This is a genomic window from Metabacillus halosaccharovorans, assembly GCF_002019635.1.
GTDB lineage: Bacteria > Bacillota > Bacilli > Bacillales > Bacillaceae > Metabacillus > Metabacillus halosaccharovorans.
Window position 1 is genome coordinate 1115601 of the sequence record NZ_KV917372.1, and the last position, 25034, is coordinate 1140634.

The 25034-nt window shown below is 35.0% G+C and carries 24 protein-coding genes; 9 read left to right on the plus strand and 15 right to left on the minus strand.

The window, feature by feature from the left end; translation table 11 throughout:
- Positions 1 to 47: 47 nt before the first annotated feature.
- Positions 48 to 1526: a Ppx/GppA family phosphatase gene (locus tag BK577_RS19795; protein WP_078435331.1), complete on the minus strand. Its 1479-nt coding sequence runs from the start codon at positions 1524 to 1526 to the stop codon at positions 48 to 50.
- A gap of 254 nt (positions 1527 to 1780) precedes the next feature.
- Between BK577_RS19795 and BK577_RS19800 the strand changes: the two genes are divergently transcribed.
- The 3 genes from BK577_RS19800 to BK577_RS19810 all read left to right on the plus strand — a co-directional run bounded on the left by BK577_RS19800 (position 1781) and on the right by BK577_RS19810 (position 4446).
- A complete protein-coding gene (locus BK577_RS19800; protein ID WP_078434536.1) occupies positions 1781 to 2275 on the plus strand; it encodes a L,D-transpeptidase family protein in 495 nt (164 codons plus the stop codon).
- A 91-nt stretch (positions 2276 to 2366) separates the two neighbouring features.
- Positions 2367 to 3665, plus strand: a complete 1299-nt coding sequence (locus BK577_RS19805) for an MFS transporter (protein WP_078434537.1) — start codon at positions 2367 to 2369, stop codon at positions 3663 to 3665.
- A gap of 301 nt (positions 3666 to 3966) precedes the next feature.
- Positions 3967 to 4446 (plus strand): YkyB family protein, encoded by a 480-nt coding sequence (locus BK577_RS19810; RefSeq protein WP_078434538.1) that lies wholly within the window; start codon positions 3967 to 3969, stop codon positions 4444 to 4446.
- A 130-nt stretch (positions 4447 to 4576) separates the two neighbouring features.
- On the opposite strand, the gene BK577_RS19815 is transcribed toward BK577_RS19810, so the two are convergent.
- Positions 4577 to 5482 carry a chemotaxis protein gene (locus tag BK577_RS19815; protein ID WP_078434539.1) on the minus strand — a complete coding sequence of 302 codons (906 nt, stop codon included), beginning with the start codon at positions 5480 to 5482 and terminating at the stop codon, positions 4577 to 4579.
- Positions 5483 to 5649: 167 nt separating this feature from the next.
- The gene (locus BK577_RS19820) at positions 5650 to 6300 is read right to left on the minus strand and encodes a glycoside hydrolase domain-containing protein (RefSeq protein WP_078435332.1); all 651 of its coding nucleotides are present in this window, start codon (positions 6298 to 6300) and stop codon (positions 5650 to 5652) included.
- Between the two features lie 340 nt (positions 6301 to 6640).
- Between BK577_RS19820 and BK577_RS19825 the strand changes: the two genes are divergently transcribed.
- From BK577_RS19825 to BK577_RS26665, 4 genes are all read left to right on the plus strand, one after another.
- Positions 6641 to 7927, plus strand: a complete 1287-nt coding sequence (locus BK577_RS19825) for an NCS2 family permease (RefSeq protein WP_078434540.1) — start codon at positions 6641 to 6643, stop codon at positions 7925 to 7927.
- A gap of 116 nt (positions 7928 to 8043) precedes the next feature.
- Entirely contained in the window at positions 8044 to 8436 is a 393-nt protein-coding gene (locus BK577_RS19830) for a hypothetical protein (protein ID WP_078434541.1), read from the plus strand.
- 139 nt (positions 8437 to 8575) lie between these two features.
- A complete protein-coding gene (locus BK577_RS19835) occupies positions 8576 to 8962 on the plus strand; it encodes a transporter (protein WP_078434542.1) in 387 nt (128 codons plus the stop codon).
- Between the two features lie 143 nt (positions 8963 to 9105).
- The gene (locus BK577_RS26665; RefSeq protein WP_281252621.1) at positions 9106 to 9234 is read left to right on the plus strand and encodes a hypothetical protein; all 129 of its coding nucleotides are present in this window, start codon (positions 9106 to 9108) and stop codon (positions 9232 to 9234) included.
- A 60-nt stretch (positions 9235 to 9294) separates the two neighbouring features.
- Here BK577_RS26665 and BK577_RS19840 read toward each other — a convergent pair whose 3' ends face one another.
- Positions 9295 to 9477 (minus strand): hypothetical protein, encoded by a 183-nt coding sequence (locus BK577_RS19840; protein WP_078434543.1) that lies wholly within the window; start codon positions 9475 to 9477, stop codon positions 9295 to 9297.
- A gap of 327 nt (positions 9478 to 9804) precedes the next feature.
- Between BK577_RS19840 and BK577_RS19845 the strand changes: the two genes are divergently transcribed.
- Complete coding sequence (locus BK577_RS19845; protein WP_078434544.1) at positions 9805 to 10956, plus strand: aminotransferase A; 1152 nt, start codon at positions 9805 to 9807, stop codon at positions 10954 to 10956.
- Positions 10957 to 11035: 79 nt separating this feature from the next.
- Here the strand turns inward: BK577_RS19845 and BK577_RS19850 are convergent, their stop codons facing one another.
- The 11 genes from BK577_RS19850 to glcT form a co-directional block, all read right to left on the minus strand.
- The gene (locus BK577_RS19850) at positions 11036 to 12841 is read right to left on the minus strand and encodes a PAS domain S-box protein (protein ID WP_078434545.1); all 1806 of its coding nucleotides are present in this window, start codon (positions 12839 to 12841) and stop codon (positions 11036 to 11038) included.
- A 241-nt stretch (positions 12842 to 13082) separates the two neighbouring features.
- A complete protein-coding gene (locus tag BK577_RS26140; protein ID WP_169908402.1) occupies positions 13083 to 13259 on the minus strand; it encodes a hypothetical protein in 177 nt (58 codons plus the stop codon).
- Positions 13260 to 13356: 97 nt separating this feature from the next.
- Positions 13357 to 15453 carry a peptidoglycan D,D-transpeptidase FtsI family protein gene (locus tag BK577_RS19855; protein WP_078434546.1) on the minus strand — a complete coding sequence of 699 codons (2097 nt, stop codon included), beginning with the start codon at positions 15451 to 15453 and terminating at the stop codon, positions 13357 to 13359.
- Positions 15454 to 15692: 239 nt separating this feature from the next.
- Positions 15693 to 16562: an NAD(P)-dependent oxidoreductase gene (locus BK577_RS19860; RefSeq protein WP_078434547.1), complete on the minus strand. Its 870-nt coding sequence runs from the start codon at positions 16560 to 16562 to the stop codon at positions 15693 to 15695.
- An 83-nt stretch (positions 16563 to 16645) separates the two neighbouring features.
- Entirely contained in the window at positions 16646 to 17434 is a 789-nt protein-coding gene (locus BK577_RS19865; RefSeq protein ID WP_078434548.1) for an SDR family oxidoreductase, read from the minus strand.
- 132 nt (positions 17435 to 17566) lie between these two features.
- The gene (splB, locus tag BK577_RS19870; RefSeq protein ID WP_078434549.1) at positions 17567 to 18595 is read right to left on the minus strand and encodes a spore photoproduct lyase; all 1029 of its coding nucleotides are present in this window, start codon (positions 18593 to 18595) and stop codon (positions 17567 to 17569) included.
- A 96-nt stretch (positions 18596 to 18691) separates the two neighbouring features.
- Positions 18692 to 18928, minus strand: a complete 237-nt coding sequence (locus BK577_RS19875; RefSeq protein ID WP_078435333.1) for a transcriptional regulator SplA domain-containing protein — start codon at positions 18926 to 18928, stop codon at positions 18692 to 18694.
- A 96-nt stretch (positions 18929 to 19024) separates the two neighbouring features.
- Positions 19025 to 20746, minus strand: a complete 1722-nt coding sequence (ptsP, locus tag BK577_RS19880) for a phosphoenolpyruvate--protein phosphotransferase (RefSeq protein WP_078434550.1) — start codon at positions 20744 to 20746, stop codon at positions 19025 to 19027.
- Positions 20746 to 21012 (minus strand): phosphocarrier protein HPr, encoded by a 267-nt coding sequence (locus BK577_RS19885; RefSeq protein WP_026559909.1) that lies wholly within the window; start codon positions 21010 to 21012, stop codon positions 20746 to 20748. The genes ptsP and BK577_RS19885 overlap by 1 nt, the downstream gene beginning before the upstream one ends.
- 99 nt (positions 21013 to 21111) lie before the next feature.
- Positions 21112 to 23217, minus strand: coding sequence for a glucose-specific PTS transporter subunit IIBC (gene ptsG, locus BK577_RS19890; protein WP_078434551.1), 2106 nt, complete (start codon positions 23215 to 23217; stop codon positions 21112 to 21114).
- Between the two features lie 235 nt (positions 23218 to 23452).
- On the minus strand, positions 23453 to 24292 hold the full coding sequence (gene glcT / locus BK577_RS19895) for a glucose PTS transporter transcription antiterminator GlcT (RefSeq protein ID WP_245823546.1): 840 nt from the start codon (positions 24290 to 24292) through the stop codon (positions 23453 to 23455).
- Between the two features lie 247 nt (positions 24293 to 24539).
- Here glcT and BK577_RS19900 point away from each other — a divergent pair, with 247 nt between their 5' ends.
- Positions 24540 to 24980: a hypothetical protein gene (locus tag BK577_RS19900; RefSeq protein WP_078434553.1), complete on the plus strand. Its 441-nt coding sequence runs from the start codon at positions 24540 to 24542 to the stop codon at positions 24978 to 24980.
- Positions 24981 to 25034 lie beyond the last annotated feature (54 nt).

The window sequence follows — 25034 nt, forward strand, 5'->3', positions numbered from 1 at the left end:
TTGTAAATAGGATCATTTTTGTCATGATCCCCTTTAAAATGTCCTCCTCAGGAAAAAATAATTGTTATTGACCTTTTCAATAGTTTTTCTAAATGCTTTTTTTGCTTTTCAGCTTGATATTGTTCGGGTTTCCAATCATGATGACATGTAACAGTAAAGGTTAATCCTTCTTTATTTGTATGTAAATCAATGGATTTAATAATATTTCTTTTTGTTGCATTTAAGCTGTAAGCAAATTTTAAGATTGCCCCTAATATCCTATATGTTTGTAACTCTTCTCTTGAGAACCATTGACTATATGGAGTAACATACCGCTTAAATCCTGACTTGCTTGTATAAGAAGCGATGAGGGCAACAATCATACGATCTTTATGAAATAATCCATCAATTGTACGATTTGCTAATAAATAAAACGTGTGCTGACTGCTTGATTCAGAATCGATATATGATCCAAGATTATAAACAAATGCACCCCGTTTTAAAAACAATTTATCCTCCTTTGTTGTTGAGATAACTCCAGCTTTATTTAATAATTCCGTTATCATTACAGCACTATTTGTAACATGAAAAACAAGATTCAAATTAACATTATAGTCTGTTGCAAGCTCATAAAAGCTTTCCTCAATAATATTAGGAAAAACAGAAATACCAAATTCCTTTGTTAATTCCTCAAAGAAAACTCCATCACGTAACCCTTTTCGACTTAAGGCAAAATGGTCCGCACCTACGATGCTCATTAACTGACGAAACACCTCAACAGCAGGTATAATAATATCTGCACGATCTTTTGAAAGTCCTTCTACCTTTTGCAACTCGGTAAATGAAAGGGACTGTAGATACTGATTCATTTCAAAAACATCTACTCTACTCATTAAATATTGATGAACCCCTGCAATAGGATAGGCAACGTATTCCTGATGAATTTGGACCAGGTTACGTGCACTACCTCCGATACCGATAATTGGTAGACATTTATCTTTCACCCATTCTAACTGGTCCATTTGATTTTTAATAAAATTACGAAGGGTTATTAATTCTGATTCAGTGGGAATTTCCCCAGAAATAAATTGTTTTTTTAATGATAAAGCCCCAAAAGGAAAGCTATGATAGTTAATTAACTTCCGGTCATGAAAGTACGTTACTTCTGTGCTTCCTCCACCAATATCAATGGTGATCCCACTCTGAAAGGGTGTTGTATTGACCACAGCTAAATAACCAAAATAAGCTTCTTCATATTCAGATAGGATTTGAATTGTAAATTTAGTATCATTATATACGCGTTCAAGAATTTGCTGTTGATTTTTTGCTTGTCGAATAGTAGCAGTTGCAACACACTTTACATCATCTAAAGAATGATGGTTCGTAACTTCCCTAAAACTTAATAGTGAATCAATAAGTATGCGAATACCGTCCTCTGTTAAGTCTCCTTCATCCGAAAGAAAATTTCGTAACCGTGCAACAACCTTAACATTTTCTATTTCTTTTAATCTACCGCTTTTCTCACGTAAATAAATAACCAAACGCATTGTATTTGAGCCGATATCAACAATTGCATATTTTTCTCTATCCAAATTCAACACCCTTATTTTCAGATTAAAAAATATATTTACTTTTGCACACAAGTCATTGAGCTTCAACTTTTACAGATTATCAACTAAAAGAAAAATAAACAGTCATAAATTAATGTACATTATAACATATCCATTCATAAGGTATATTAAGTTTTAACCTACAAAATCCCTGTTCCTTGGGCAATTTAATTCCAACTGGAGTGAAATTAATGATTCATACTGTTCAACGAGGAGAGTCATTGGCCGTAATCGCTGCTAATTATCGAACATCAATACAACAGCTGATAGCTGTTAATCGTATTACCAATCCAAATTTACTTTTTATAGGTCAGAAAATTACAATACCGGGTCTACCTGATCCTAACAGTATTCCCTATTCTATAGTGATTTCAATCTCACTGAAAAGGTTAACTTTATTAATGAACGGACAGGTAATGAAACAATATCCTATTGCAGTTGGTAAAATGGTTACTGCAACTCCTGTAGGAGACTTTGTAATCGTAAATCGGGAACCAAACCCTGGAGGTCCATTTGGAGTAATGTGGCTTTCTTTATCCAAAATACACTATGGTATTCACGGTACAAATAACCCTGCTTCTATTGGAAAAGCCGTATCACTTGGATGTATCAGAATGTATAATGAGGATGTAGTGGAACTGGCTTCCCATGTTCCAAATGGAACTAAAGTTTCAATTAGACCTTAAGATTTTATTAAGATTTTGTAATTAACGTATCAAAATGAGTAATATTACCTTATAATGACAAATGGAATATTGTCATATAAGGAGCGAACCAATGAAAATCTTTCGTAATCGAAATTTTGTGAAATTGTTTTTTGCAGCCCTTTTCTCTCAAATGGGAACAACGATCGGAAACATGGCTTTTGCCTTTTATCTTTTAGATCACTTTAGTCATCAACCTTCTTACGCAACAATAGCTGAATTAATGTATTCACTACCAACCATCCTTGTGTTTTTTATCGTCGGCGTTGTTGCAGATCGATTTGATCGGAAAAAAGTGGCTGAAAATTGCGATTGGATTCGAGCTGCCTTAACAGTTCTTCTTTTTGGAGCTCTTTTCACTAATTCTATTCCATTTATTTTTCTCGTGTTATTTTTAAGAAGTGCTGTTACAAAGTTCTTTTTCCCTGCAGAGAACAGTCTTGTACAAGGAATATTAAATAAAGAGCAATATGCCCAAGCAGCAGGATTAAATCAAATGCTTTTTAGTATCTTTATGGTGTTTGGAGTTGGTTTAGGTGCTGCTATTTATAAAACAGTTGGCATTCATGGTGCGGTCATTGTAGATTTTATAAGTTTTATTTTTTCTGCTTTGTTAATAAGATCATGTCAAATCCCTACTTCTGCACGACTGCCTAATGGGAAAGTAGACTGGAAAGATGTAAACATAAAATCATCTCTTGGTGACTTTAAGGATGGTATTCTTTACATTATCAAAAATCGATTGTTATCCGTCCTTATTTTCGGATTTTTTATTTTCGGATTTTTCAACGGGGCTTTTGCTATATTACCAATGTTCACCATGAAATATGAGTTATCACCAGAAAACTATGAATGGTATGCTTCCTTATTTGCTGTTTCCTTAGGGTTTGGATTATTAACAGGTAGTGGATTAGGGACATTAATTGCATCAAAGTTCAAGCCTCATCAATTAATGATTTTCCCTATTTTCTTAACAAGTTTACTCATTTTCTTTTTAGGCTTTACAGATAAACTTTCTATCTTCCTTGTCATCGTGTTTATAATTGGGACATGCCTGGGACCAATTAATATTGCTATAGGTGGATGGATGCCAAAAATAGTACATCCGAAGCTAATGGGACGTGTCAGCGGTTGGATTGACCCTTTAATGATGTTCGCTCAATCCGCAACACTCGGATTAATTGCACTCCTTTTTCCTAAGTTTATTCAAGAAATTGATTACTTATATTATGGTATTGCATTTGTCATATTATTGGTTTCTCTATTCTATGCCTTTACCTTACCTAAGCTAAGCGAAGCTTTTGAAAAGAAACAAAAACTACTACAACGCAAACAAAAAACACAAAAAACAAGTAATATCCCATCTATGTAAAGAAAGTGTATCTGCTCAACTGTTATACAATTGAGCAGATACACTTTTATTTATATACTATCAGAAAGTATATAAATTTTATGGATGATTGTATAAGAAAAACTTAGGCTTTCTCCATTAGTACTTGGCCACAAGCCAAGTTTTCTAACCTTTTCAATTGTAACTGTTTATACAATAATACGAAATAGCTATTGAATTATTCAAAATAAATACCGTAACTTGTTGCATTTTACTCTTTACTAAGTATAATTTAAGTAAGAAAGTTATAAAATGAGAGTGTAAAACGAAAAGGAGAGAACCAATGCAGGATCATAATCGACTCGATCCAAGTCAACAACAATCTACAGAAAACCTCGCCCGTGCTATTTATGTTGTAAATAGACATGCAAAAACTGCGCCAAACCCTAAATTTCTCTATGCATTAAAGAAAAAAGCATTATTGAAACTTGTCCACGAGGGGAAAGCTGTAAAAAAAGGACTTCATTTTTCAAATAATCCTAAATTTAGCAAACAGCAATCAGATGTTTTAGTTTCAGCTGGAGAGTATTACTTTCATATGCCTCCTACAAAAGATGACTTCGAAAAACTTCCACATTTAGGTTCATTAAATAAAACCTATCGAAATCCCAAAACACATATGTCTTTAACAAAGGCTAAAATCCTCTTACAAGGTTATGTTGGTATGAAAGAAGAAAAAAAGCCGGCTCAATCCTTTCAATCAAAAAAAACACGTACATATGAAAAGCCCGTGTTTAAAAGATTAGGTGAAAGTTACAGGTAATATAATGGCCACACTTTGGAAGTACGCACTTTTATAAGGGGCTATTTTCCACATATATTCTACCATCCTAAAATTTTTCTATATTTTAACAAAAGGCTATCATGTATATGACAACATGATAGCCTTTAAATTATAGGATATGTTTGTCTATTTGCTCTACAAGAAGATTTATTTCTGGTTTGCTAATTTGCGCACTAGCTCCAACCTTTTGTCCTTTATGACGAAGGTCATTTGTGATTAACGATGAAAAAATAACAACCGGAAGAACACTTAGGGACTGATTTTCTTTAATTTGCTTTGTTAGATGGTGTCCATCCATTTGCGGCATTTCAACATCTGTAATAAGAAGTTGTACTTCATCTTCAATCGCTTTCCCAGATTCTACAATTGAAATTAAATAAAATAAGGCATCCTTGCCATTTTCAAAAAACTCAATATTTTGAAAACCTGCTTCATTTAACGTTTCCTGGAGTAACTTTCTAAGAAGTGGTGAATCTTCAGCAACTACAAGCTTCTTTTCAGATCGCTCTCTTTCGCCTAATTTTTTCACATTTTCAATGTTAATCCCAGAATCCGGATTTATGTCAACAACGATCTTTTCAAAATCCAATAGTAAAATCATTTGATCATTCATTTTTACAACACCGGTTATTTGACTTTCTAGCCCCTGGTACATTCCAGATGGTTTTTCAATATGTTCCCAAGAGATACGGTGGATTTGTGTAACAGAATGAACATGAAAAACCAATTTCGTTTGATTAAATTCAGTTACAATATATTTTTCTTCTAAGGGTCTATCACTTTGTGGATATCCCAGAGCTTTCGCTACATCCACCACAGGAAGAATCTCCCCCCGGATTTCTATAATTCCTTCCACATTTGGGTGAGAATGTGGAATTTTAGTAACTTGTACAGGCTGAATAATTTCTTTAACTTTTATTACGTTAATACCAAACTTACTTTGTCCAATACTAAATTCAACTATTTCCAGCTCATTTGTGCCACTTTCAAGTAAAATACCTTTTTGTTGATCCATTTAAAACTTCCTTCCATGAAGATACATTTGTATATTTTATATCGGCATATTATTGAAAAATTATAGCCTCTTTTTCATATAGTGTGAATGATAGGAAAGAAGTATATTAGATTTTCATCACAAGTACTTCCATAAATAAAGCTTTGTTTAACTTCCAAGTTTCTTCATCAATATAAGAAATTTAATATTCTTTCATCTGCTAAATTTGTATCAATCGGACCTTTATTCATATCTCGGCCATATTGCCACAACCAGACATTGGCTCTGCATGATGGCGTTGCAGGATTAAATCTTGGTGCCTTTCTTTCAGTTGAAGTTCCCGTTTCAGGTTCAACACTCCAAAGTATTGTTTGTGTTGCAATGTCATTATTATCTTTAACTGCCTGGCAAAATGCCTGAGCAAAACTTCCTCTTTCTGAATCATGATAAAATCCTGCTCTATAGCCTGATGGAATAAGGGTTTCCGCCCACCCACGTATCCATAAGGCATCGACATTATGTAAATTCTCTAGATTCGCAAACAATACTGTTTCTTTCGGAAAACCTAACCTCCTTGCATGATATACTGCATTTCTACATGCAACTTGAGCATGTTCGTAGCCTATTTCTTCACTAACGACATTATATATTGGCAAAATCTTAATTCCTTTATTTCTAAGAAAGTTAATTTCCGTTTTTGTTAAACCAATTGACACATTGGGGACTTCTGTTAGATATCTCCCCCAATATTTTGGTAATCCAAAATTTTTTCTTACCCAAATGAAGAAATCCTGATTAACCGGGCTAGTAGAATTTACTCCCCAAACCTTACGTGCCAGAGACATCACGCCCTTTCTCTCCAAGCTCTAAACATATATATGTATGGCTATGGTTGTCTAAAGCATGCAAACAAATAAAGTTTGATCTTTTTTTACATTAAGCTTTTTGATTTTATGCATTTGTTTCACCAACTAAGGTCATAACAATTTATTTAATCTCCTAAAATGTACATGTTTCGAATATATTAATGCCATCCTAGATGTATATGATCGAAATTTTTACACTTCATAAATTAAAAATAATGCAAAGTTGTAACACTCCTGATATAATCCATTTGTAAATTGTTTGAATTCAATTTACGGGTTGGGTTGAGGGTTACACACATAAGGAAGGGTAACATTGGAAAAGTTTTTTCGATTACATGAAAACAAGACCACTATAAAAAAGGAAATACTTGCAGGGACAGTATCCTTTTTTACGATCGTCTACATCGTTGTTGTAAATGCTTCTATATTATCAGATGCAGGAATACCTTTAGAGGCTGGAATTATCGCAACAGTTCTGACTTCAATAGCAGGTTGCCTTATTATGGGTTTCTTCGGAAATACTCCGATCATCCTTGTACCAGGCATGGGTGTCAATGCTCTCTTTACGTATACAATTGTCATGGGAATGGGACTAACATGGCAAGAAGGTTTAGCAGTTGTGTTTGTATCCGGAATTCTTTTTACTCTAATTGCATTTACAAAGCTGTCTGTCATTATTTCAGAATCTATTCCTCTTTCATTAAAAGAAGCAATTACAGTAGGTATTGGTTTCTTTTTAACATTTATTGGATTGCAAAAGGGTGGAATTGTTGTTCTTAATAGTGATACCTTTGTTGCTTTAGGAGACTTTAGTCAACCCGGAGTGATCGTGACACTTTTAACTTTACTCATTACGGTTGGCTTATTTACCAGACAAGTCCCTGGTAATTTTCTAATCAGTATTTTTGCCGGTACTATTTTAGCTGCATGCTTTGGTTTGCTGGAAGTTGATTTTTCGACTAAACCACATGAGGCTTTTCTTGTCTACAAGGATGTCTTATTTGCCATGTCATTTAGCCGTATTGTGGATCTTGCATTTTGGACTGCTACTTTTTCTTTAACAATGGTTATTGTTTTTGAGAATATTGGGCTAGTATTTGGTCAGGTTCATATGATCAATCGCCCTGATCGCTACAAACGTTCTTTTCAAGCTAATGCCTTATCTACTATCACTTCAGGCATTTTCGGATCAAGTCCAACTGTTAGTACAGTGGAGACTGCAGCTGGGATTACTGCAGGTGGAAGAACGGGTTTAACATCCATTACAACAGGTTTGCTCTTTTTAAGTTCTCTGTTATTTTTACCTATTATCAAAATAATCCCGGATAGTGCTATTGCACCAATTCTCATTTTAATTGGTAGCTTAATGATACAAAATATCCAACACATTGATTTAAATGATTTTAGTGAAAGCTTTCCAGCTTTTCTTATCATTGCTTTAATTCCATTCACTTACAGTATCGTAGATGGTATGGCATTTGGTTTTATTATGTATCCTATATTAAAAGTCATTTTAAAAAGAAAAGATGAGGTAAAACCAGCTCTCTATATTATCGCTTTGCTATTTTTATTTAATTTTGTTTTTCATATTCTTCACTAAGGCAGACACTTGTCTGTCTTTTTTACATTGCCTCTTTTACTTCTTATCTTTCGTATAAAATTTATTCCTTTTCACAAAATAAAGATACTGTGAAAAAAGTATATTAGAGGTGAAACATGCGAAGATATGTTGTATTCTTATTAACATTATTAATGATGACAGCGTGCAACAACGTGAACGAGGATGAGGCTATAAGTGAAAAACAAGAAGAGGGATTATTACAAACCGGAAATAATCGGGTCAAAACAAATGATGATCTTCTTTTAGAAGCAAGAGAAGAAGTAAATTATGATAATGATCGAGATCCTCTTCATCCTACACAAGCAGAGGAATTAGTAAAAGAGAAGCTTGGAGTTAGAAGAGATAGGAATACGATCGTACAATACGATCATGTTGAAGATGGGAATTATATAGTACATGTGTACTCTCTTGAAGGTAATCGCGAAAAAAGTGAAGCATGGTATATGGTTGATTTACAAACTAGAACAGTCGAGACGCTTGTTCGTTAAAGTTCTCGTGAATGGGGCAGCTCATGTAAAAATGAGCTGCCCCTCACTATTTTCCAATCACTCTCTCTATGTGGACATTCACCTATTTTTGACATTTGCATATTGTAACCGTGAAGGTTTTATGAGAGGAGAATTACACATGTATCCATACAATCGTCAGTTTACAACTCCCGGTTTCCCGCCATTTGGACCTCCTGGCGGCGGCTTTGATCAACAACCACCATATGGACCACCGGGTTTTCAAGGAGGACCTGGTCAAGGTGGCCCCCCACAAGGGCCTCCACCTGGTGAGATACCACCATTGCAATCCCAAAGTCAAGTAGGAACTTTTGCAGTTGATCCCGGTGGAATCCGTAGATGTTTATTCCGCTTTACGTACATTCGTTTAAATAATGGTCGTGCCTTTTGGTTTTATCCTACATTTGTAGGTCGAAATTCAGTTGCAGGCTATCGCTGGAGAAGACGTCAATATCGTTGGGTTTACTTTGGAATTGACCTTGATCAAATCCGCTCGTTTAGTTGTTAACAGCAAAATCATGAAGGATTGTCATATGTGCAACCTTCATGATTTTTTATTTTGACTCATAAGTAAAAATTGTAAAAATAAAATCACCTTTATCTGTACATAGTAATTTTGCAAGACCAAATATTTATTAGGGGGACCCTATCATGACAAAGCGTAATATTAAAACAAAATCCGGACTTCAGACGGCTAAACCTATAACAGATCTTGAAATTTCTAAAGATCTTACAACCGTTAATAAAAAAGCAGAAAAGACTCGTCCTCAAAATCAGTAATTATTACAATAAAAAAGGTTCTCATCTACATGATTCCGTAGTTATGAGAACCTTAACCTTTTACAGTTCATAAGCATATTTTGTTAAAAATGCTTGTCTTCGTTTTGCTTGTGAAATAATTGTTTGTATTTCATTTTTATAAAATTTAACATGGGCACTTGAAAGGGCAAATAGCATTTCATTTTCCAGCTTATCTATTAGCGCTTGTTCTTCTTTGGTTAATAATGTTTTTTCTTCACTCATCATTATCACCTCAATAGTTATAAAATCACATTTTTATAATTATTCGTACGTTAGATCACCTTTGTGTCGGTCATTCTAAATATGGAGGTTTATATTTATTGTTATTCTATGTATTACCTAATCTTCTTCTTACACCATTTACACTTTACCCTTTTATTTTATTTTCATACCTAAACACGTTTAAAGACATATACTCAATATCAGAAAAAAAGGTGACATGTCCAATAAAAATGGTAAAATAACTCCTATATATTTATTTTATAGATATATGCCAAGCCTTAAAGCAATCATATCAACCTTGCACACTATCTTTAGGAGGATTTATATATGGAACATTTAGTTAATTCTAAAGTAAAACAAATAGAACTCTCAGGCATTAGAAAGTTCTTTAATCTTGTAGCAGATTATGAAGATGTTATATCTCTCACAATTGGACAACCTGATTTTCCAACACCTGAGCATGTAAAAGTTGCAGGAATGAAGGCAATTGATGAAAATTTTACTACTTATACTCATAATGCCGGGTTGATTGAGTTAAGAGAAGCTGCTAGTCAATTTTTGAATAAAAAATATGGTTTAACCTATTCTCCAAATAACGAAATCATTACAACCGTTGGTGCTAGTCAAGCAATTGATTGTACGTTCCGTACAATACTTGAGACAGGGAGCGAGGTCATTTTACCTAGTCCCGTATATCCTGGATATGAACCGCTAATAAAACTCGCTGGTGGAACTCCAGTCTACGTTGATACAACGAAAACTGATTTTAAGTTAACTGCCGAACTTTTAGCTCCATACATAACAGAAAAGACTAGATGTATTGTTCTTCCTTACCCGTCCAACCCAACCGGAGTGACACTTACTGATGTAGAATTAAGAGAAATAGCAGATCTTGTCAGGGGAAAAGATATTTTTGTTTTATCAGATGAAATATATAGTGAATTAGTTTATGAAGGATCTCATCATTCTATCGCTAAACATATACGGGAACAAACTATTGTTATTAATGGCTTATCTAAGTCACATAGTATGACTGGATGGAGAGTCGGCTTTGTATTTGCTCCTGAAGCTATCGCCAAACATCTATTAAAGGTTCATCAGTACAATGTTTCCTGCGCTACATCTATATCTCAAAAAGCTGCCTTAGAAGCTTTAACGATTGGAATAGATGATGCTAATGTTATGAAGCATTCATACCAAGAACGTTTAGATTATGTGTACGATCGATTAATTCAAATGGGATTCGATGTAGTAAAACCGAATGGAGCTTTTTATTTATTTCCCAATATTAGCCAATTCAAGCAATCTTCGTTTGATTTTGCACTATCATTGGTGAAAAATGCTGGAGTTGCTTTAGTACCCGGCAGTGCTTTTTCGGAATATGGAGAAGGATACGTACGCCTATCATACGCTTACTCAATGGAGCAATTAAAAAAAGCAATGGACAGAATGGAAAACTACGTAACAACCCTTACATGATCTTTTTTATTCGTTTTCAATCAACCGTTAACTTTCTGAAACAGCGGCACTTGCCGTTGTTTCAGCTTAACGAAAAATTTTATCCACATGGCAATATAATTGTAAATATACTTCCTTTTCCTACTTCACTTTCTACATACATATTACCGTTATGGTTTTCAATTATTTTATATGTAATCATTAACCCTAAACCATTTCCCTTTTCCTTCGTCGTTAAGAAAGGTTCACCTATTCTCTCAAGAAATTCAGGAGGAATCCCTTCTCCTTCATCCTTTACAATAATTTTAACAGAGTGGTTGATTTTCTCTGTCAATACTTTTACTTTACCGCCTTTAGGCATAGCATCTATTGCATTTTTAAACAAATTAATAAATACTTGTTTTAATTGATTTTCATCGCAATTGATTTGCAATTCCGGGAAAGAATGCTCTTGTAAGATTGAAACATTATTCATATTCCCTTGTGTTTCTAGTAGAATCGCAACGTCATTGAGTAATATTACCAAATCCGTTTTTGTAAATTTTGTTTCCTGTGGCTTTGCTAACATAAGAAGCTCACTTAATATCATTTCGATTCGATTGAGCTCTGAAAAAATGATATGAAAATATTGACTATGATTAGAAATATCCGGTTGCATGATTTGCAAAAATCCTTTGATGGATGTTAATGGATTACGAATTTCATGTGCAATACCTGCAGCCAGCTGCCCTGCAATTGATAATTTTTCAGATCTAATCATTAACTCTTCTGTTTTTTTTCGGTAAGAAATATCACGCAAAATCACTTGAACTGCTTTTTCCCCATAATAGGTTGTAGGAATGCATACCATCTCAGTATATATGGTTGTTTCTTTTGAAATTAACCAAGATTGCTTTGTTAGTTGTACATCTGACGTTCCGTCTAATATATGTTTTAAAGAATTTCTCATTGTCTGATGATCGCCTGGATGTAAATATTCATAAATATTACGTCCCAACATATCTGGATAATCTTCGGCCTTAAAAAGCTTCACACCTGATTCATTCATAAACACCCATTTATCTTTATGAATAACTGCTATTGTATCGATTGAATTATCAATGAGCCTTTGATATCTTTCTCTACTTTTCTGGAGGATCTTTTGAAAGTTCCTTCTAGAGGAAATGTCATTCATAACTACCAGCTCAGCTGAGTCCCCTTTAAATTTCGTTAGCGAGGCCATTATCTCCAGATTGATTTCACGGCCATCTAACGTGTGCCAAGTTTCTTCAATAATACCGATTTTTTCCCCTTTGTATAATCGATATTCTCTATTTTTTATGACATCATGATATCCTTTATCCGTAAAATCGAATGTATGTTTCCCAATTAGCTGTTCCTTTGAATGTGCCCCTAATAAGTCCTGAAATGCTTGATTGACGAAACAAAGCTTTCCCTTCTTTGATATGAAAACAGGTGTAGGCAAATCTTCTAATAGTATACGGTCTTGACTCACAAATTCTTTATCATTCGATTTGGTTAAGCTATTCTGTTTACGGTCAGTCAAGCGGGTAGCTGCTTTGGTTAATAATCTCATTTTGAGGATGATTTCCTGCTGAACACCTTTAACTTTGCTGCGGATAAAGTCAAGATCAGCTTCAAACCAGACATATTTACCTGATTTAGTAAAAAAACGGAATGAGCAAGGATGAAGATGATGCTCATTATAAAAGTAACTTTCTACTAAAAATAAATCCTCAATATGTAAAAATTCCTTCATGTACTTACCGATCAGTTCAGAACTTGAATAGCCCAGTAATTCTAATGAATTGGATGAAATATATTGAAAGCGGCCATTTGAAGAGACAACAGCATATAGTTCTAAAGACTGACTCACTTCCTCTTGACGTACTAAGCCTCTTTCCATTCGTTCTCCCACCTTTTTCGTGACCTCTATACTAGTTCATAAGTTTTATATAACGAACAAATAACTCGATTATTTTAACCTTAATAATTCTATTTCTATAGTAAAAAATCCTTTTTTAAGCCCGTATGTTTCTTAAAAATAAGTTTACATTGTTCTGTAAGTTTGTCAATCTATCAAATTTCATTATTCTATTCTTTTTTGAAGAAATCATAAGAAAAAAACTTGGCTTTTCGCCAAGTTTTTAGCCTTTATATTCCCCATTATTTTTAGACGCTTTTTCTATTTTAGCCTTATCTTTATGAATTTTATTTGCAGCAGCACTTCCAAATTCATGGCTAAATTCCGAATCAAGTACACTGGAATCAAAGCCTTTTTTATTTTTTTGTTGTGGATCATTTTTTTTCGTTCGTTTTGCCATTTTTCTTCACTCCTTTCACATGCTTAACCTTATTTTGCGATAGGAAGAATGAAATATGTGATAAATAAATTTCCATAAATAGCAAAAGAAGAGGGAATTATTCCTCTTCTTTTGCTATTTTTTCTGAATCAATTTCGGTTGTGGTGACATATTTCTTTTGTAGGTCTATATAAGCCTTAATAACTCTGTTTGCTATATATTTGTTTACAGAATCACGGTCATTACTTGCCCATGGTACAACAACGCTAAAAGCTATTTCCGGATTATCGGCTGGATAATAACCTACGAAGTTTAAGTTGTTCGTTTTCTTACCCCAATATTCGCGTTTTGGACCATAGTAATTTGTTTGTGATGTCCCAGTTTTACCTGCAGCATCATATTTAATGTATTTTGAAGCAGTACCACCCGCTGATTGTACAACCATTTTAAATCCTTGTTGAACACGTTCAACTTCTTCCGAAGTATTGTTTATACGATTTAATACAGTAGGAGACTTATCTACAGCAATTGGCCCTAGTGTTGATTCTTCAACAGGGGTATGGATACTTGTGACGATTCTCGGTTGAACACGTGTACCACCATTAGCTATAACAGATACGTATTGAGCCAATTGAAGTGGTGTATACGTATCGAACTGTCCAATCGAAATGTCCAGAAGCTTACCAGCAGCATCAGGTGTACTTAACAAACCAGCTGATTCCTGAGGCAAATCAATACCCGTTGGAACTCCTAAACCAAATTGTGCGAAATAATTACGAAGCTTTTGGAAGTCCTCCGTTGACACATTTAATGGACCATGAGGAACATATTTTACATCTGCAATTCTTAAAGCAACATTAAACATATAAACATTTGATGACTTCTGTAATGCAGTTAAATCAGTAACATAATTGAGAGTACTATAAGAACTTTTTGGTGGAGTTCCTTTGAAATACATTGTTTTATCAACAAATCCTTGCCCAATAGGCATCCCATCCTGATAACCAGCTAGCACTGTTGCACCCTTTACAGTTGATCCAGCCTCATACTGAGTAGCAAAGGCACCATAAGCAAAGTCAAGCATTTCTCCACTTCGGTCATCTGGATCAAGCATCTTTCCAGCCATTGCTAATACATCACCTTGATACGGATCCATCATCACGACAAATGCCCGATCCATTAGAAAGTGACTTCTACTGGCTTTGCGGAGCTCTTCTTCAATGATTTTTTCTACTTCCATCTGCAATTCCATATCAAATGACAGCTTCAAATCATATCCGCGTTGTCCTTCTTCAACAACTTGTTCGGAAACAATATTCCCATTATTATCAGAAATATATTCTATTTTTGCTTTTTTAGGATTTAAATAATCTTCATATTGATATTCAAGATAACTTTTTCCTACACGTTCATTTCTTGCATATCCTCGTGCATTGTAATAATCCTGACGTGATTGAAGAATACCCTGTTCAGCTGAAGTTACTCCACCGAAAATCGTTTGTAAGGAATCATATGGGTATTCACGTCCCCAATCTGTAATAACATCCACTCCAGGAAGCTGTTCTAAATGTTCAGCAACAAGTGCAACCTCATCATCTGTCAAATTTAGCGATTTTACAACTTGTGGTTCATATTGGTAGCCTGATGAAAAACGTGTGTAAATATAAGCTAGCTCCATATCTTCCAGGCTGTTCTTAATTTTATTAATTTCAGCTTCCGGAACACGTTCTACTTGTAGTTTATATGTTTCAGATGGTTCTAACTCCAATTCACTTTCAGCTAATAATTCCTTTGCTTTTGTTGGATTTGAAGCTAACCAAAAATCGCGAATATCTCGTTCCTTAAGCTCTTCTTCTAAGTATTCGGGTTCATAGCTAATATACTCTGCAAGCTTAATGGCCGTATTGATTTTGTCTTCTGCTTTTGTCGTCTTATCAACGGTATAGGTAATCGCCGGTACCCTTTTGTTATCAACAACAACACGGTTGTACCTGTCATACATTTTCCCACGTGGAGCAGGCAGACTTGCGTAATCTGATTCAGTTTTTGAAACTTCCTTCGAAAATTCTTCCCCTTGAACAATTTGAACGACTCCTAATCGAACAATTAAAGCAACAAATAACAGGAAAACAACAAAAAAGAACACATTGGTCCTTATATACCTTGATTTTCTCAGCTTTCGTTGTTCTGATTTACTTGTGTTTTGTTCTGTCAAAGAACTCCCTCCTATCTAATGTTTTTTCTATATAAAAAAAGTGATTTATAAAATTAGGCTACCCTTTATTTTACCACTAATAAACAAGAAGAGATAGATTGCTTTATGACATTCATGTGAAAGACGAAAAAGTGAAATGAACTTAAAAGGCTGCCCATTTTTAATTGGGCAGCCTTTTATATTTAGACGACTTTATTTTAGGAAAAGTTTCAAAAAAGATTATTATTTGTGCTTTTTCTTCAAATTTCTTCCCATAATTTCACTAAAGCTTGTGTACCTTTATCTTCAAAACCAGCTTCAGCCATTTTCTCGTACAATTGATGTGCAAGTTCCAATCCAGGAGTATAAAGGTTCATTGTATTTGATTCATCAAGTGCAATGCCCATATCTTTTATAAAGTGCTTAATAAAGAAACCAGGTTCAAAATCATCTGCCAACATACGTGGTGCAAGATTGCTTAATGACCAACTTCCTGCTGCACCGGTCGTAATACTTTTCAGTACATTTTCAGGTTCCAGCCCTGATTTTTTCGCGTAAGAAATCGCCTCGCAAACACCGATCATACCTGAAGCGATAGCAATTTGGTTACACATTTTTGTATGTTGACCAGACCCGGCTTCTCCTTGATAGACAATGTTTTGTCCCATCTTTTCAAACAGAGGAAGACAATAGTCAAAAGCTTCTTTATCACCGCCAACCATAATCGCTAACCGTGCTTCTCTAGCTCCTATATCTCCTCCAGATACAGGGGCGTCAAGAGAATATATATCTTTTAATTTAGCCTGTTCATATATCTTTTTAGCCAACGAAGGTTGTGAGGTTGTCATATCGATAACATATGTACCAGGTTTTGCCGAGGAAACGATCCCATTTTCTCCCAAGTATACTTCTTCAACATCTTTTGGGTAGCCAATCATGGTAATAATGATTTCACATTCATTAGCTAGTCCACTAATAGAATCCATCCAAACGGCCCCTAATTTTATAAGATCTTCTGCTTTTTCCTTTGTTCTTGTATAGACACTTAGAGAATAACCTGCATGTAATATATGTTTAGCCATGCTTTGTCCCATAACACCTAATCCAATAAATCCAACCTTTTGTTTCATCAGTAACTCCTCCTTGTTTTTTATGGACATTTTCATTACTTATTACTCTGTAACTTGTTTTGTCTGGGTTGATTTTCGGTTAATTAAATTGACTTAACCATACCTCCATCAATTAAGAAGGTTTGACCAGTCATAAAACTATTATGATCAGACAAAAGAAATGCAACATAATTTGCGAATTCCTCAGGTAAACCATATCTTCCCAAAGGAATCGTTTTTCTCATTTTATCTTCTATTTCCTCTTTTGAAATCCCATTATTTTTGGCTGCTGTTTCATCCAGAAACGCTACCCGGTCTGTTGCAATTCGGCCGGGTGCCACCGTATTTATTAGTATTTGATATGGAGCAAGTTCTGAAGCCAATGTTTTAGATAAACCGATTATTCCAGTTCGAAATGTATTTGATAAAATAAGACCCGGAATAGGCTCTTTTACTGATGAAGAGGCGATATTGACAATTTTGCCACCATTTTGTTTCATGTGAGGTAAAACCGCTCTAATCATCCGAATATAACTAAGCAGATTTAATTCAAACGAATGCTGCCAATCTTCATCTGTCATTTGTTCAAATGTTCCTGCAGGTGGTCCTCCTGCATTATTAACTAAAAGATCAATGGATCCCAGATCGGTTACTGTTTTTGCAACCAGGCTTTCGATTTCCAGCTTGTTTTTTATATCACATGTTTGATAAATTATACGAGCATGACTTTTCTTTCTTTCAAGCTCTGCTTTTATCTTCTCCAGTTTTGCCTGGTCACGGCTGGATATCATTACATTAGCGCCTTGCTCAAACAATTTTTCAGCTATTGCCTTACCTAAACCTTGGCTCGAAGCGATTACTAAGGCATTTTTACCTTTTAGATTAAGATCCATTTTTTTCACCTCTTATGTATAATAATATATTTTATCATTACATGTATGAGTAGTGAGACTTTTTTCAGTAGAAGCTGTACTGCCCGTGAAATATAAAACAAAAACTCCCATCGTTTGATGAGAGTCTAGGATTTACGTAAAATATTCAACTTTTGCTGTAGGAAAATAATGATCAACATAATCTTCAAGTGTTTCTCGAAGTTCCTGTTCTTGATCCTTTGGATAGATATATTTTCCGATTCCATACCTGCCCCATTTATATCTTCTTTCCTCTTCATTTAACTCCAGCTTTGTTTTAGGATAATTTTTTTGTATCACTCTTTTTGCCGGTTTAGTGAAACGATGCTGAATCATCTCAAACGTGATATCATCTCGAACCTCTTTTGGCAGGGATGCATCGAGTTTTTCAAATAACACTTTGTATCCTTCTTGCCATCCTTCGTGAACATATATTGGAGCAACTATAAACCCTAGAGGATATCCGGCTTTCGCTACTTTTACGGCAGCTTCAATACGCATATCCAGCGGCGATGTTCCAGGTTCAAAATTTTTAATAACATAATCAGCATTTATACTAAAACGAAATCTGGTTTTGCCATAATGTTTCGCATCTAACAGATGGTCTACATGATGAAACTTCGTTACAAATCTAAGTCTTCCCATATCGGTTTGTCCAAAAAATTCGATGGCGGATTTTAGTGAATGTGTAAGGTGGTCAATTCCAACTATATCTGATGTACACGAAGCTTCAAAACGTGTGACTTCAGGTGATCGTTGCTCCATATAATTTTGAGCTTGTTCAAGGATTTCATCAACATTTACATATGTGCGAATATACGGTTTGCTTCCCATTGTTGTTTGTAAGTAACAATAATGACAATGCCCCATACAGCCAGTGGCTAATGGAATGGCATATTCCGCCGAAGGTTTTGAGCTATCAAATTCCAATGTCTTTCTTACCCCAACGACAAGAGTTGATTTTGCATTCCGGTATTGTTGTAAGTGATTCTTACCAGGTATATTACGAACCTGGTTATGTGAAGTCGTTTCCCGAATTTCCAATCCCATCTTCTCAAATTTTTCTTTCAATTCAACACCACGGGGATATTCCAAAGCTCTTGGTTCTATATAAACTAATTGTGGAACAAACGGTTTAATCATGATTGTACCTTCCTTTGTTAAAAGTCACTAAAAAGAACTATACATCATTAAAATTTGCATTTCGTTCCACCCTTAGTCTCAAAAATAATTTCCTATTTAATCATACGTTTCATAATCGAACAATTGGTTATACAATTCTTCTGCGTCTTCAAAGCTGGAAAAAACAGCATCATCTTCTGTAAGCGGATGGTATGCATCATGAAGAAACAGAGCAAACTCTTGGTTGTTATGAGGATGTTCTACTATCTCTGCTTTTTCAATATTCGCTACATTGACAGCATGGGGATTTCTGTAAATAACATATACCTCTTCTCCTACTCTAAAATTGTTCATTATGGCACCTTCCTTCATTTGATAAAGGTAGTTTTCCCTATTGATAAGTAAATACACAAAAAGGACAGGCATTTTCAGCCTGTCCTTCTTAAGACATTAATTTATTTGAAATGTTTCTTTTACAAATGCAATAACTTCTTCTGTAGTATCCATAGATAATACAGTTTCTTTAATGCTTTGAGCTTGTTCTTTTGATAATCCTTTAATTTGTGTACGTGCAGGTAGTATTGATGTTGCACTCATTGAGAATTCATCAAGACCTAGTCCCAGCAGTAATGGAATTGCGATTGGATCGCCTGCCATCTCACCACACATACCAGCCCATTTCCCTTCTTTATGAGCTGCTTCAATAACCATTGAAACAAGACGTAAAATTGCAGGACTATATGGTTGGTATAAGTATGAGACACGCTCGTTCATACGATCGGCTGCCATTGTGTACTGAATTAAATCATTTGTTCCGATACTGAAGAAGTCTACTTCTTTTGCAAATTGGCTTGCCATAACGGCAGTTGAAGGAATTTCAACCATGATACCAATTTCAATTGAATCAGATACTTGAACTCCACTTGCAACCAGCTTTTCTTTTTCTTCTAAAAGAATTGCTTTTGCTTCTCTAAATTCAGAAAGGGTTGCAATCATAGGGAACATGATTTTTAGGTTTCCGTAGCTGCTAGCACGTAGTAGCGCACGTAATTGAGTACGGAAGATATCTTGTTCCTCTAAGCATAAACGAATTGCTCTAAAACCTAAGAATGGGTTCATTTCTTTAGGAAGATGTAAGTATGGTAGTTCTTTGTCTCCACCGATGTCTAACGTACGAACAACAACCGGCTTATCTCCCATTCTTTCAAGAACTGTTTTGTATGCATCGTATTGCTCCTCTTCAGTTGGAAGCTGATCTCTTCCCATGTATAAGAATTCAGTACGATAAAGTCCTACTCCTTCTCCACCGTTTTCTAATACACCTTTTACATCATCAGGAGTTCCGATGTTTGCTGCAAGCTCAACGTGTTGACCATCTTTTGAGATTGTCGGTTCATTAACAAGCTTTGCCCATTCAGCTTTTTGTGCTTCGAATTTTGCTTTTTTCTCTTCGTATTGTGCAATTACATCTGAAGATGGATTGATAATGACATCACCATCAAGCCCATCTACAATAACCATTACGCCATTCTCAATAGAAGAAGTTGCCTGCTTCGTACCAACAACCGCAGGAATTTCCATTGATCTTGCCATAATAGCTGAATGTGATGTACGACCACCAATGTCAGTTGTAAATCCTTTTACAAATTGACGGTTTAACTGAGCTGTATCAGAAGGTGTTAAATCTTCAGCAATGATCACAACTTCTTCTGAAATTAAGCTAGGGTTAGGAATCTGAACACCTAACAAATGAGCGATAACACGTTTTGTTACATCGCGGATATCTGCTGCGCGCTCCTTCATATATTCATTATCCATTGATTCAAACATTGAAACGAACATGTCTGCTGTTTCTTTCATTGCAGATTCTGCATTTACACCATCTGTTTCAATTTTATCTTTCACCGGACTTAATAATTCAGGATCACTTAAAACTAGTAAGTGAGCAGCAAAAATTTCTGCTTTATCTGCACCTAATTCACGGTTAGCATGCTCTTTAATTTTTTCAAGCTCAGATTTTGATGTAGCAATTGCCGCTTCAAATCTGCTTTTCTCTGCATCTTTATCTGTTACAGTTTTTTGTTCTATCTTTAATTCTGGTTCTTCTAAGCGGTATGCCTTTGCAATTGCAATACCTGCAGAAGCTCCAATCCCTTTAAGGTTAGTACTCATTATTCGCCTAGCCCTTCATTTTTAAATGTTTCTGCTAATCCTGCAACTGCATCTTCAGCATCTGAACCAGCAGCAATAATCTTAATTTGAGATCCTTTTGGAATACCTAATGACATAACACCCATAATTGATTTTAAGTTAACACTTTTACCATTATATTCTAAGTTAACATCTGAATCGTATTTGCTAGCAGCCTGTACTAAAACTGTTGCCGGACGTGCGTGAATTCCTGAATCTGCTGTTACTGTGAATGTTTTTTCTGCCATTTTCATCAATCTCCTTTAAAATTCAACATTTTTTTCAAGTTTTTATTTTATCAGCCACACTAGTCAAATGACAAGTGTGGCATCTTTTTTCTAATCAAATTAATCTTCAATCGAAATTACATCAGCATCTTTTGCTGTTACATTACCTTGCGCTTGAAGCTTAATTGATTGACCATCTTTTAGGTTTGTAAATACGATTGGTGTCATTACCGATGGTGCATTACTCTTTACAAAATCAAGATTTACTTCAAGTATTTTTTGACCTTGCTCAACAATGTCACCTTCCTGAACAAACGCTTCAAAACCTTCACCTTTTAAGTTTACTGTATCAATACCAAAGTGAATTAATATTTCTTTTCCACCATCAGATTGGATCCCAATCGCGTGTTTAGTTGGGAATACATTTAGAATTTTACCATTTACAGGTGAAACAACCGTTCCATTTGTAGGTAAGATAGCAAAACCATCTCCCATCATTTTTCCAGAGAATACTTGGTCAGGAACTTCTGTAATTTCTTTTATTTCTCCAGTAAGTGGCGCAACAAATGTTTCATTTACAACTTCATTTTTAATTCCGTCAGCAACTACATCTTCCACTTGCTCCTGAACTTCCTGTTCTTGTGAATGTGTTCCTGTTGCTTTTGGACGTTTCCCGGACATAACGTCTTGGATTTGAGTTTTTAAGTTGTCCGATTTAGGACCAAAGATTGCTTGAATATTGTTACCAACTTCAAGTACACCAGAAGCACCTAATTTTTTCAAACGATCCTTATCAACGTTTTTACTGTCATTAACAGTTACACGTAAACGAGTAATACAAGCATCTAAGTGCTTTATATTTCCTGATCCGCCTAGAGACTCTAAAACTTGTGATGGTAAATCACCAGTAGAAGGTTTTGCTTGACCTTGATCAGAAGTCTCAACATCTGCCGCTTCACGACCAGGTGTTGCAAGATTCCATTTACGGATGGCAAAACGGAACCCAAAATAATAAATGACTGCTAGTACCAAACCTACTGGAATTACATACCACCAGTTTGTTTGAGGATTTAATACCCCGAATAGTAAAAAGTCGATTAATCCTCCGGAGAACGTCATCCCAATTTTTACATCAAGGATGTGCATAATCATAAATGATAACCCAGCAAATAAAGCATGGATACCAAATAACACTGGTGCAACGAATAAGAAAGAGAATTCAAGTGGTTCTGTAATACCTGTTAAAAAAGAAGTTAATGCAGCAGAACCCATCAAACCTGCAACAACCTTTTTGTTTTCTGGTTTTGCTTCATGATAAATCGCTAGAGCAGCAGCTGGTAATCCGAACATCATGAATGGGAACTTACCTGTCATGAATGTACCTGCTGTTAAGTCTTGAACTCCGTCACGAATTTGCGCAAAGAATATTGTTTGATCACCACGAACAGTCTCACCAGCAGCATTAACATAACTGCCAAATTCAAACCAAAATGGTGAATAGAAAATATGGTGTAAACCAAATGGAATTAGTGAACGCTCTATGATCCCGAAGATAAGGGCTGCCAATGTTCTGTTTGCGTCTAAAAGATTAGTTGAGAATGCATTTAACCCTGTTTGAATTGGAGGCCATACAAAGTACATCGCAATCCCTAATAATACTGTAGAAGCAGCTGTTACGATTGGAACAAATCGTTTCCCTGCAAAGAAACCTAAATATGAAGGTAATTCAATTGTAAAGAAACGATTGTACATTGCAGCAGCAATCATACCAACAATAATACCTCCAAATACCCCTGTTTGAAGGGTTGGAATACCTAAAACGTTTCCGTAAGCAGCTCCATTATTAGCTAAAAAGTCGGTAAGTTCCTGTCCACCTTCTGGAAGAGTCCCTACCCCTTTAAGAATACTGCTCATGGTGATGTTCATAATTAAGTAACCAATTAACGCTGCAATACCTGCAACTCCATCTCCATTAGCTAGACCGATGGCTACACCAACGGCAAATAATACCGGGAGATTTGAGAATACTATATTACCCGCGTTTTCCATTACACTCGCAATTAACACAACCCAATCAGCTGTTAAGAATGGAGCTAAATCAGTTAGTGTTGGATTTTGCAGTGCATTACCTAATGCAAGTAATAATCCAGCAGCAGGTAGTAATGCAACTGGTAACATTAGGGCACGTCCAACTTTTTGCAGGACGCCAAATGCATTTTTAAACATAAAAAAACCCTCCTATTTCATTACATATTTGCTTAATAAAAGTCTCTTGAAGCCAAAAACACTCTTAATATTAACCGTTTACAATCTCCCTACACTGAGGTATCAAATACAAAAAAGGCATGGTGAACATGGTTTTCATCTGCTATTAGGTATAGTTCCCCAAAATAGCAAATAAAAACACTTTGTTCACTCATGCCTGATCGAATCAGTAACACGTGAATAATATCGGTTACAATTATTTATTTGTTAATCGGTATAAGTGTATTGTTAAATAAACTGCTTCAGCTTCATAAACAGGTCTTTGTAGCACCTGTTGCATCACTTTTATCATTTTCCAAGAAGTATTGTAGCATAAGGGATATTCCTTTTTCAACAGAAAAGATAATTTTTCTGGTTCTGATACAGTTTCACCAGCGTTAACTCTTTCTATCGTATAACGAAGATGACGAATTAATCGAAGATAATTCACACTGTCCCGATCCACTTTCACCTTAAGTGAATCCTCAATAACCTCAGTTAAACGGCTGATTAATTGTGAATATTGATTGACTTCAGATAATGGTTTATTAGAAATGGCGCTATGAATATGAAGAGCAATAAAGCCTATTTCACCTTCCGGCAAGTCAACAGATAACGACTTATTTAAAAACTGTATAACTTCTGTTGCCAGCTCATATTCAAAAGGATAAAGCGATTTCGTTTCTAACAAAAAGGGATTTTTCAAATCCATCCCTTGTTGCAAACGCTTTAAAGCGAAAGTTATGTGATCGGTAAGTGCGATATGGATATGTTCATTAAGCGGCGTTTCCACACGTTCAAAAATATATCGAATAGCATCTTGGACAACTTCGAGCATGTCTTCATCAATGTCTGATAATAACATTTTATATTGCTCTTGTTCTTTTTGGTTTGTAAGTACAAACATTTTTTCATAGCTCTCTTCTTGAATAATGTCACCATTCTTTTTACCGAAACTTATACCTTTACCTATTAAAACCACTTCTCCGTAAGAGTCATGTGAAGCGATCAATACATTGTTATTTAATGTTTTTTTTATTTTAAAGGACTCCTTCACGAAATCCACAACTCCTTTACATTCAATCTTACATATCGTACAAAAGTTAAGCATGGACGTCAATGAATTTGTCGATTTTTGTAGTAAATAATTATTATATTGATTTTAATACTATGGAATTATTTTTGTTATATAACTTTATTACACCTGTAAAATACTAGTTATTATGAGTAGGGTTCCGCTATACCGTACATTTATTTAGGAATAAAATCAAAAGCTGGGGGAAGCTATAGAAGAGGTGACCAACATGCGAAAATCATTGATCATGATTCAGCTATTTTTTTTTATAGGAATTATGACATTAAACCACGCTCGAGCTGCAGAACAACCAGACGTAAAAGTGCTAGATATAGAATCTAATTCTGTTATACTTGAGAAAGAAAGCTCAGTACTATTTGATCGTGAAGTTCAAAGTGCAATAAAAGGTATAAAAAATATTACAATTCAAGCTAGCCCCCTTCCTAAAAAAGGGTATCTCATTAAAGTTCCTTTAACCAATCCAGTAAAAGTGAAAAATAAATGGTTTGATGACTTTATTACAGAGGCATTGATTGTTTATAATTTAGAGGATAAAACCCAGCATAGACTTATTTTATATAATGATGAAAACACACCAGTCTTTTTTGACATCTTTTTTGAATTCACAACCCTATCTAAAGAATTAAATTTAGAAATGAACGGTGAATAAGGTACAAAGATACTGCTACATCTCCCACTTTGTGTTATAATTAAATCCGGATTG

What these genes read in the sequence shown, in the direction of transcription:
- BK577_RS19810 (WP_078434538.1), top strand. Translation starts at nt 3,967, where the DNA reads ATGCAGGATCATAATCGACTCGATCCAAGTCAACAACAATCTACAGAA.
- BK577_RS19850 (WP_078434545.1), bottom strand. Translation starts at nt 12,841, where the DNA reads ATGGAAAGAGGCTTAGTACGTCAAGAGGAAGTGAGTCAGTCTTTAGAA.
- BK577_RS19865 (WP_078434548.1), bottom strand. Translation starts at nt 17,434, where the DNA reads ATGGATCTTAATCTAAAAGGTAAAAATGCCTTAGTAATCGCTTCGAGC.
- splB (WP_078434549.1), bottom strand. Translation starts at nt 18,595, where the DNA reads ATGATTAAACCGTTTGTTCCACAATTAGTTTATATAGAACCAAGAGCT.
- BK577_RS19805 (WP_078434537.1), top strand. Translation starts at nt 2,367, where the DNA reads ATGAAAATCTTTCGTAATCGAAATTTTGTGAAATTGTTTTTTGCAGCC.
- BK577_RS19860 (WP_078434547.1), bottom strand. Translation starts at nt 16,562, where the DNA reads ATGAAACAAAAGGTTGGATTTATTGGATTAGGTGTTATGGGACAAAGC.
- BK577_RS19875 (WP_078435333.1), bottom strand. Translation starts at nt 18,928, where the DNA reads ATGAACAATTTTAGAGTAGGAGAAGAGGTATATGTTATTTACAGAAAT.
- BK577_RS26140 (WP_169908402.1), bottom strand. Translation starts at nt 13,259, where the DNA reads ATGGCAAAACGAACGAAAAAAAATGATCCACAACAAAAAAATAAAAAA.
- ptsG (WP_078434551.1), bottom strand. Translation starts at nt 23,217, where the DNA reads ATGTTTAAAAATGCATTTGGCGTCCTGCAAAAAGTTGGACGTGCCCTA.
- BK577_RS19800 (WP_078434536.1), top strand. Translation starts at nt 1,781, where the DNA reads ATGATTCATACTGTTCAACGAGGAGAGTCATTGGCCGTAATCGCTGCT.
- ptsP (WP_078434550.1), bottom strand. Translation starts at nt 20,746, where the DNA reads ATGAGTACTAACCTTAAAGGGATTGGAGCTTCTGCAGGTATTGCAATT.
- BK577_RS26665 (WP_281252621.1), top strand. Translation starts at nt 9,106, where the DNA reads ATGACAAAGCGTAATATTAAAACAAAATCCGGACTTCAGACGGCTAAA.
- BK577_RS19835 (WP_078434542.1), top strand. Translation starts at nt 8,576, where the DNA reads ATGTATCCATACAATCGTCAGTTTACAACTCCCGGTTTCCCGCCATTT.
- BK577_RS19885 (WP_026559909.1), bottom strand. Translation starts at nt 21,012, where the DNA reads ATGGCAGAAAAAACATTCACAGTAACAGCAGATTCAGGAATTCACGCA.
- BK577_RS19900 (WP_078434553.1), top strand. Translation starts at nt 24,540, where the DNA reads ATGCGAAAATCATTGATCATGATTCAGCTATTTTTTTTTATAGGAATT.
- BK577_RS19830 (WP_078434541.1), top strand. Translation starts at nt 8,044, where the DNA reads ATGCGAAGATATGTTGTATTCTTATTAACATTATTAATGATGACAGCG.
- BK577_RS19815 (WP_078434539.1), bottom strand. Translation starts at nt 5,482, where the DNA reads ATGGATCAACAAAAAGGTATTTTACTTGAAAGTGGCACAAATGAGCTG.
- BK577_RS19840 (WP_078434543.1), bottom strand. Translation starts at nt 9,477, where the DNA reads ATGAGTGAAGAAAAAACATTATTAACCAAAGAAGAACAAGCGCTAATA.
- BK577_RS19845 (WP_078434544.1), top strand. Translation starts at nt 9,805, where the DNA reads ATGGAACATTTAGTTAATTCTAAAGTAAAACAAATAGAACTCTCAGGC.
- BK577_RS19795 (WP_078435331.1), bottom strand. Translation starts at nt 1,526, where the DNA reads ATGCGTTTGGTTATTTATTTACGTGAGAAAAGCGGTAGATTAAAAGAA.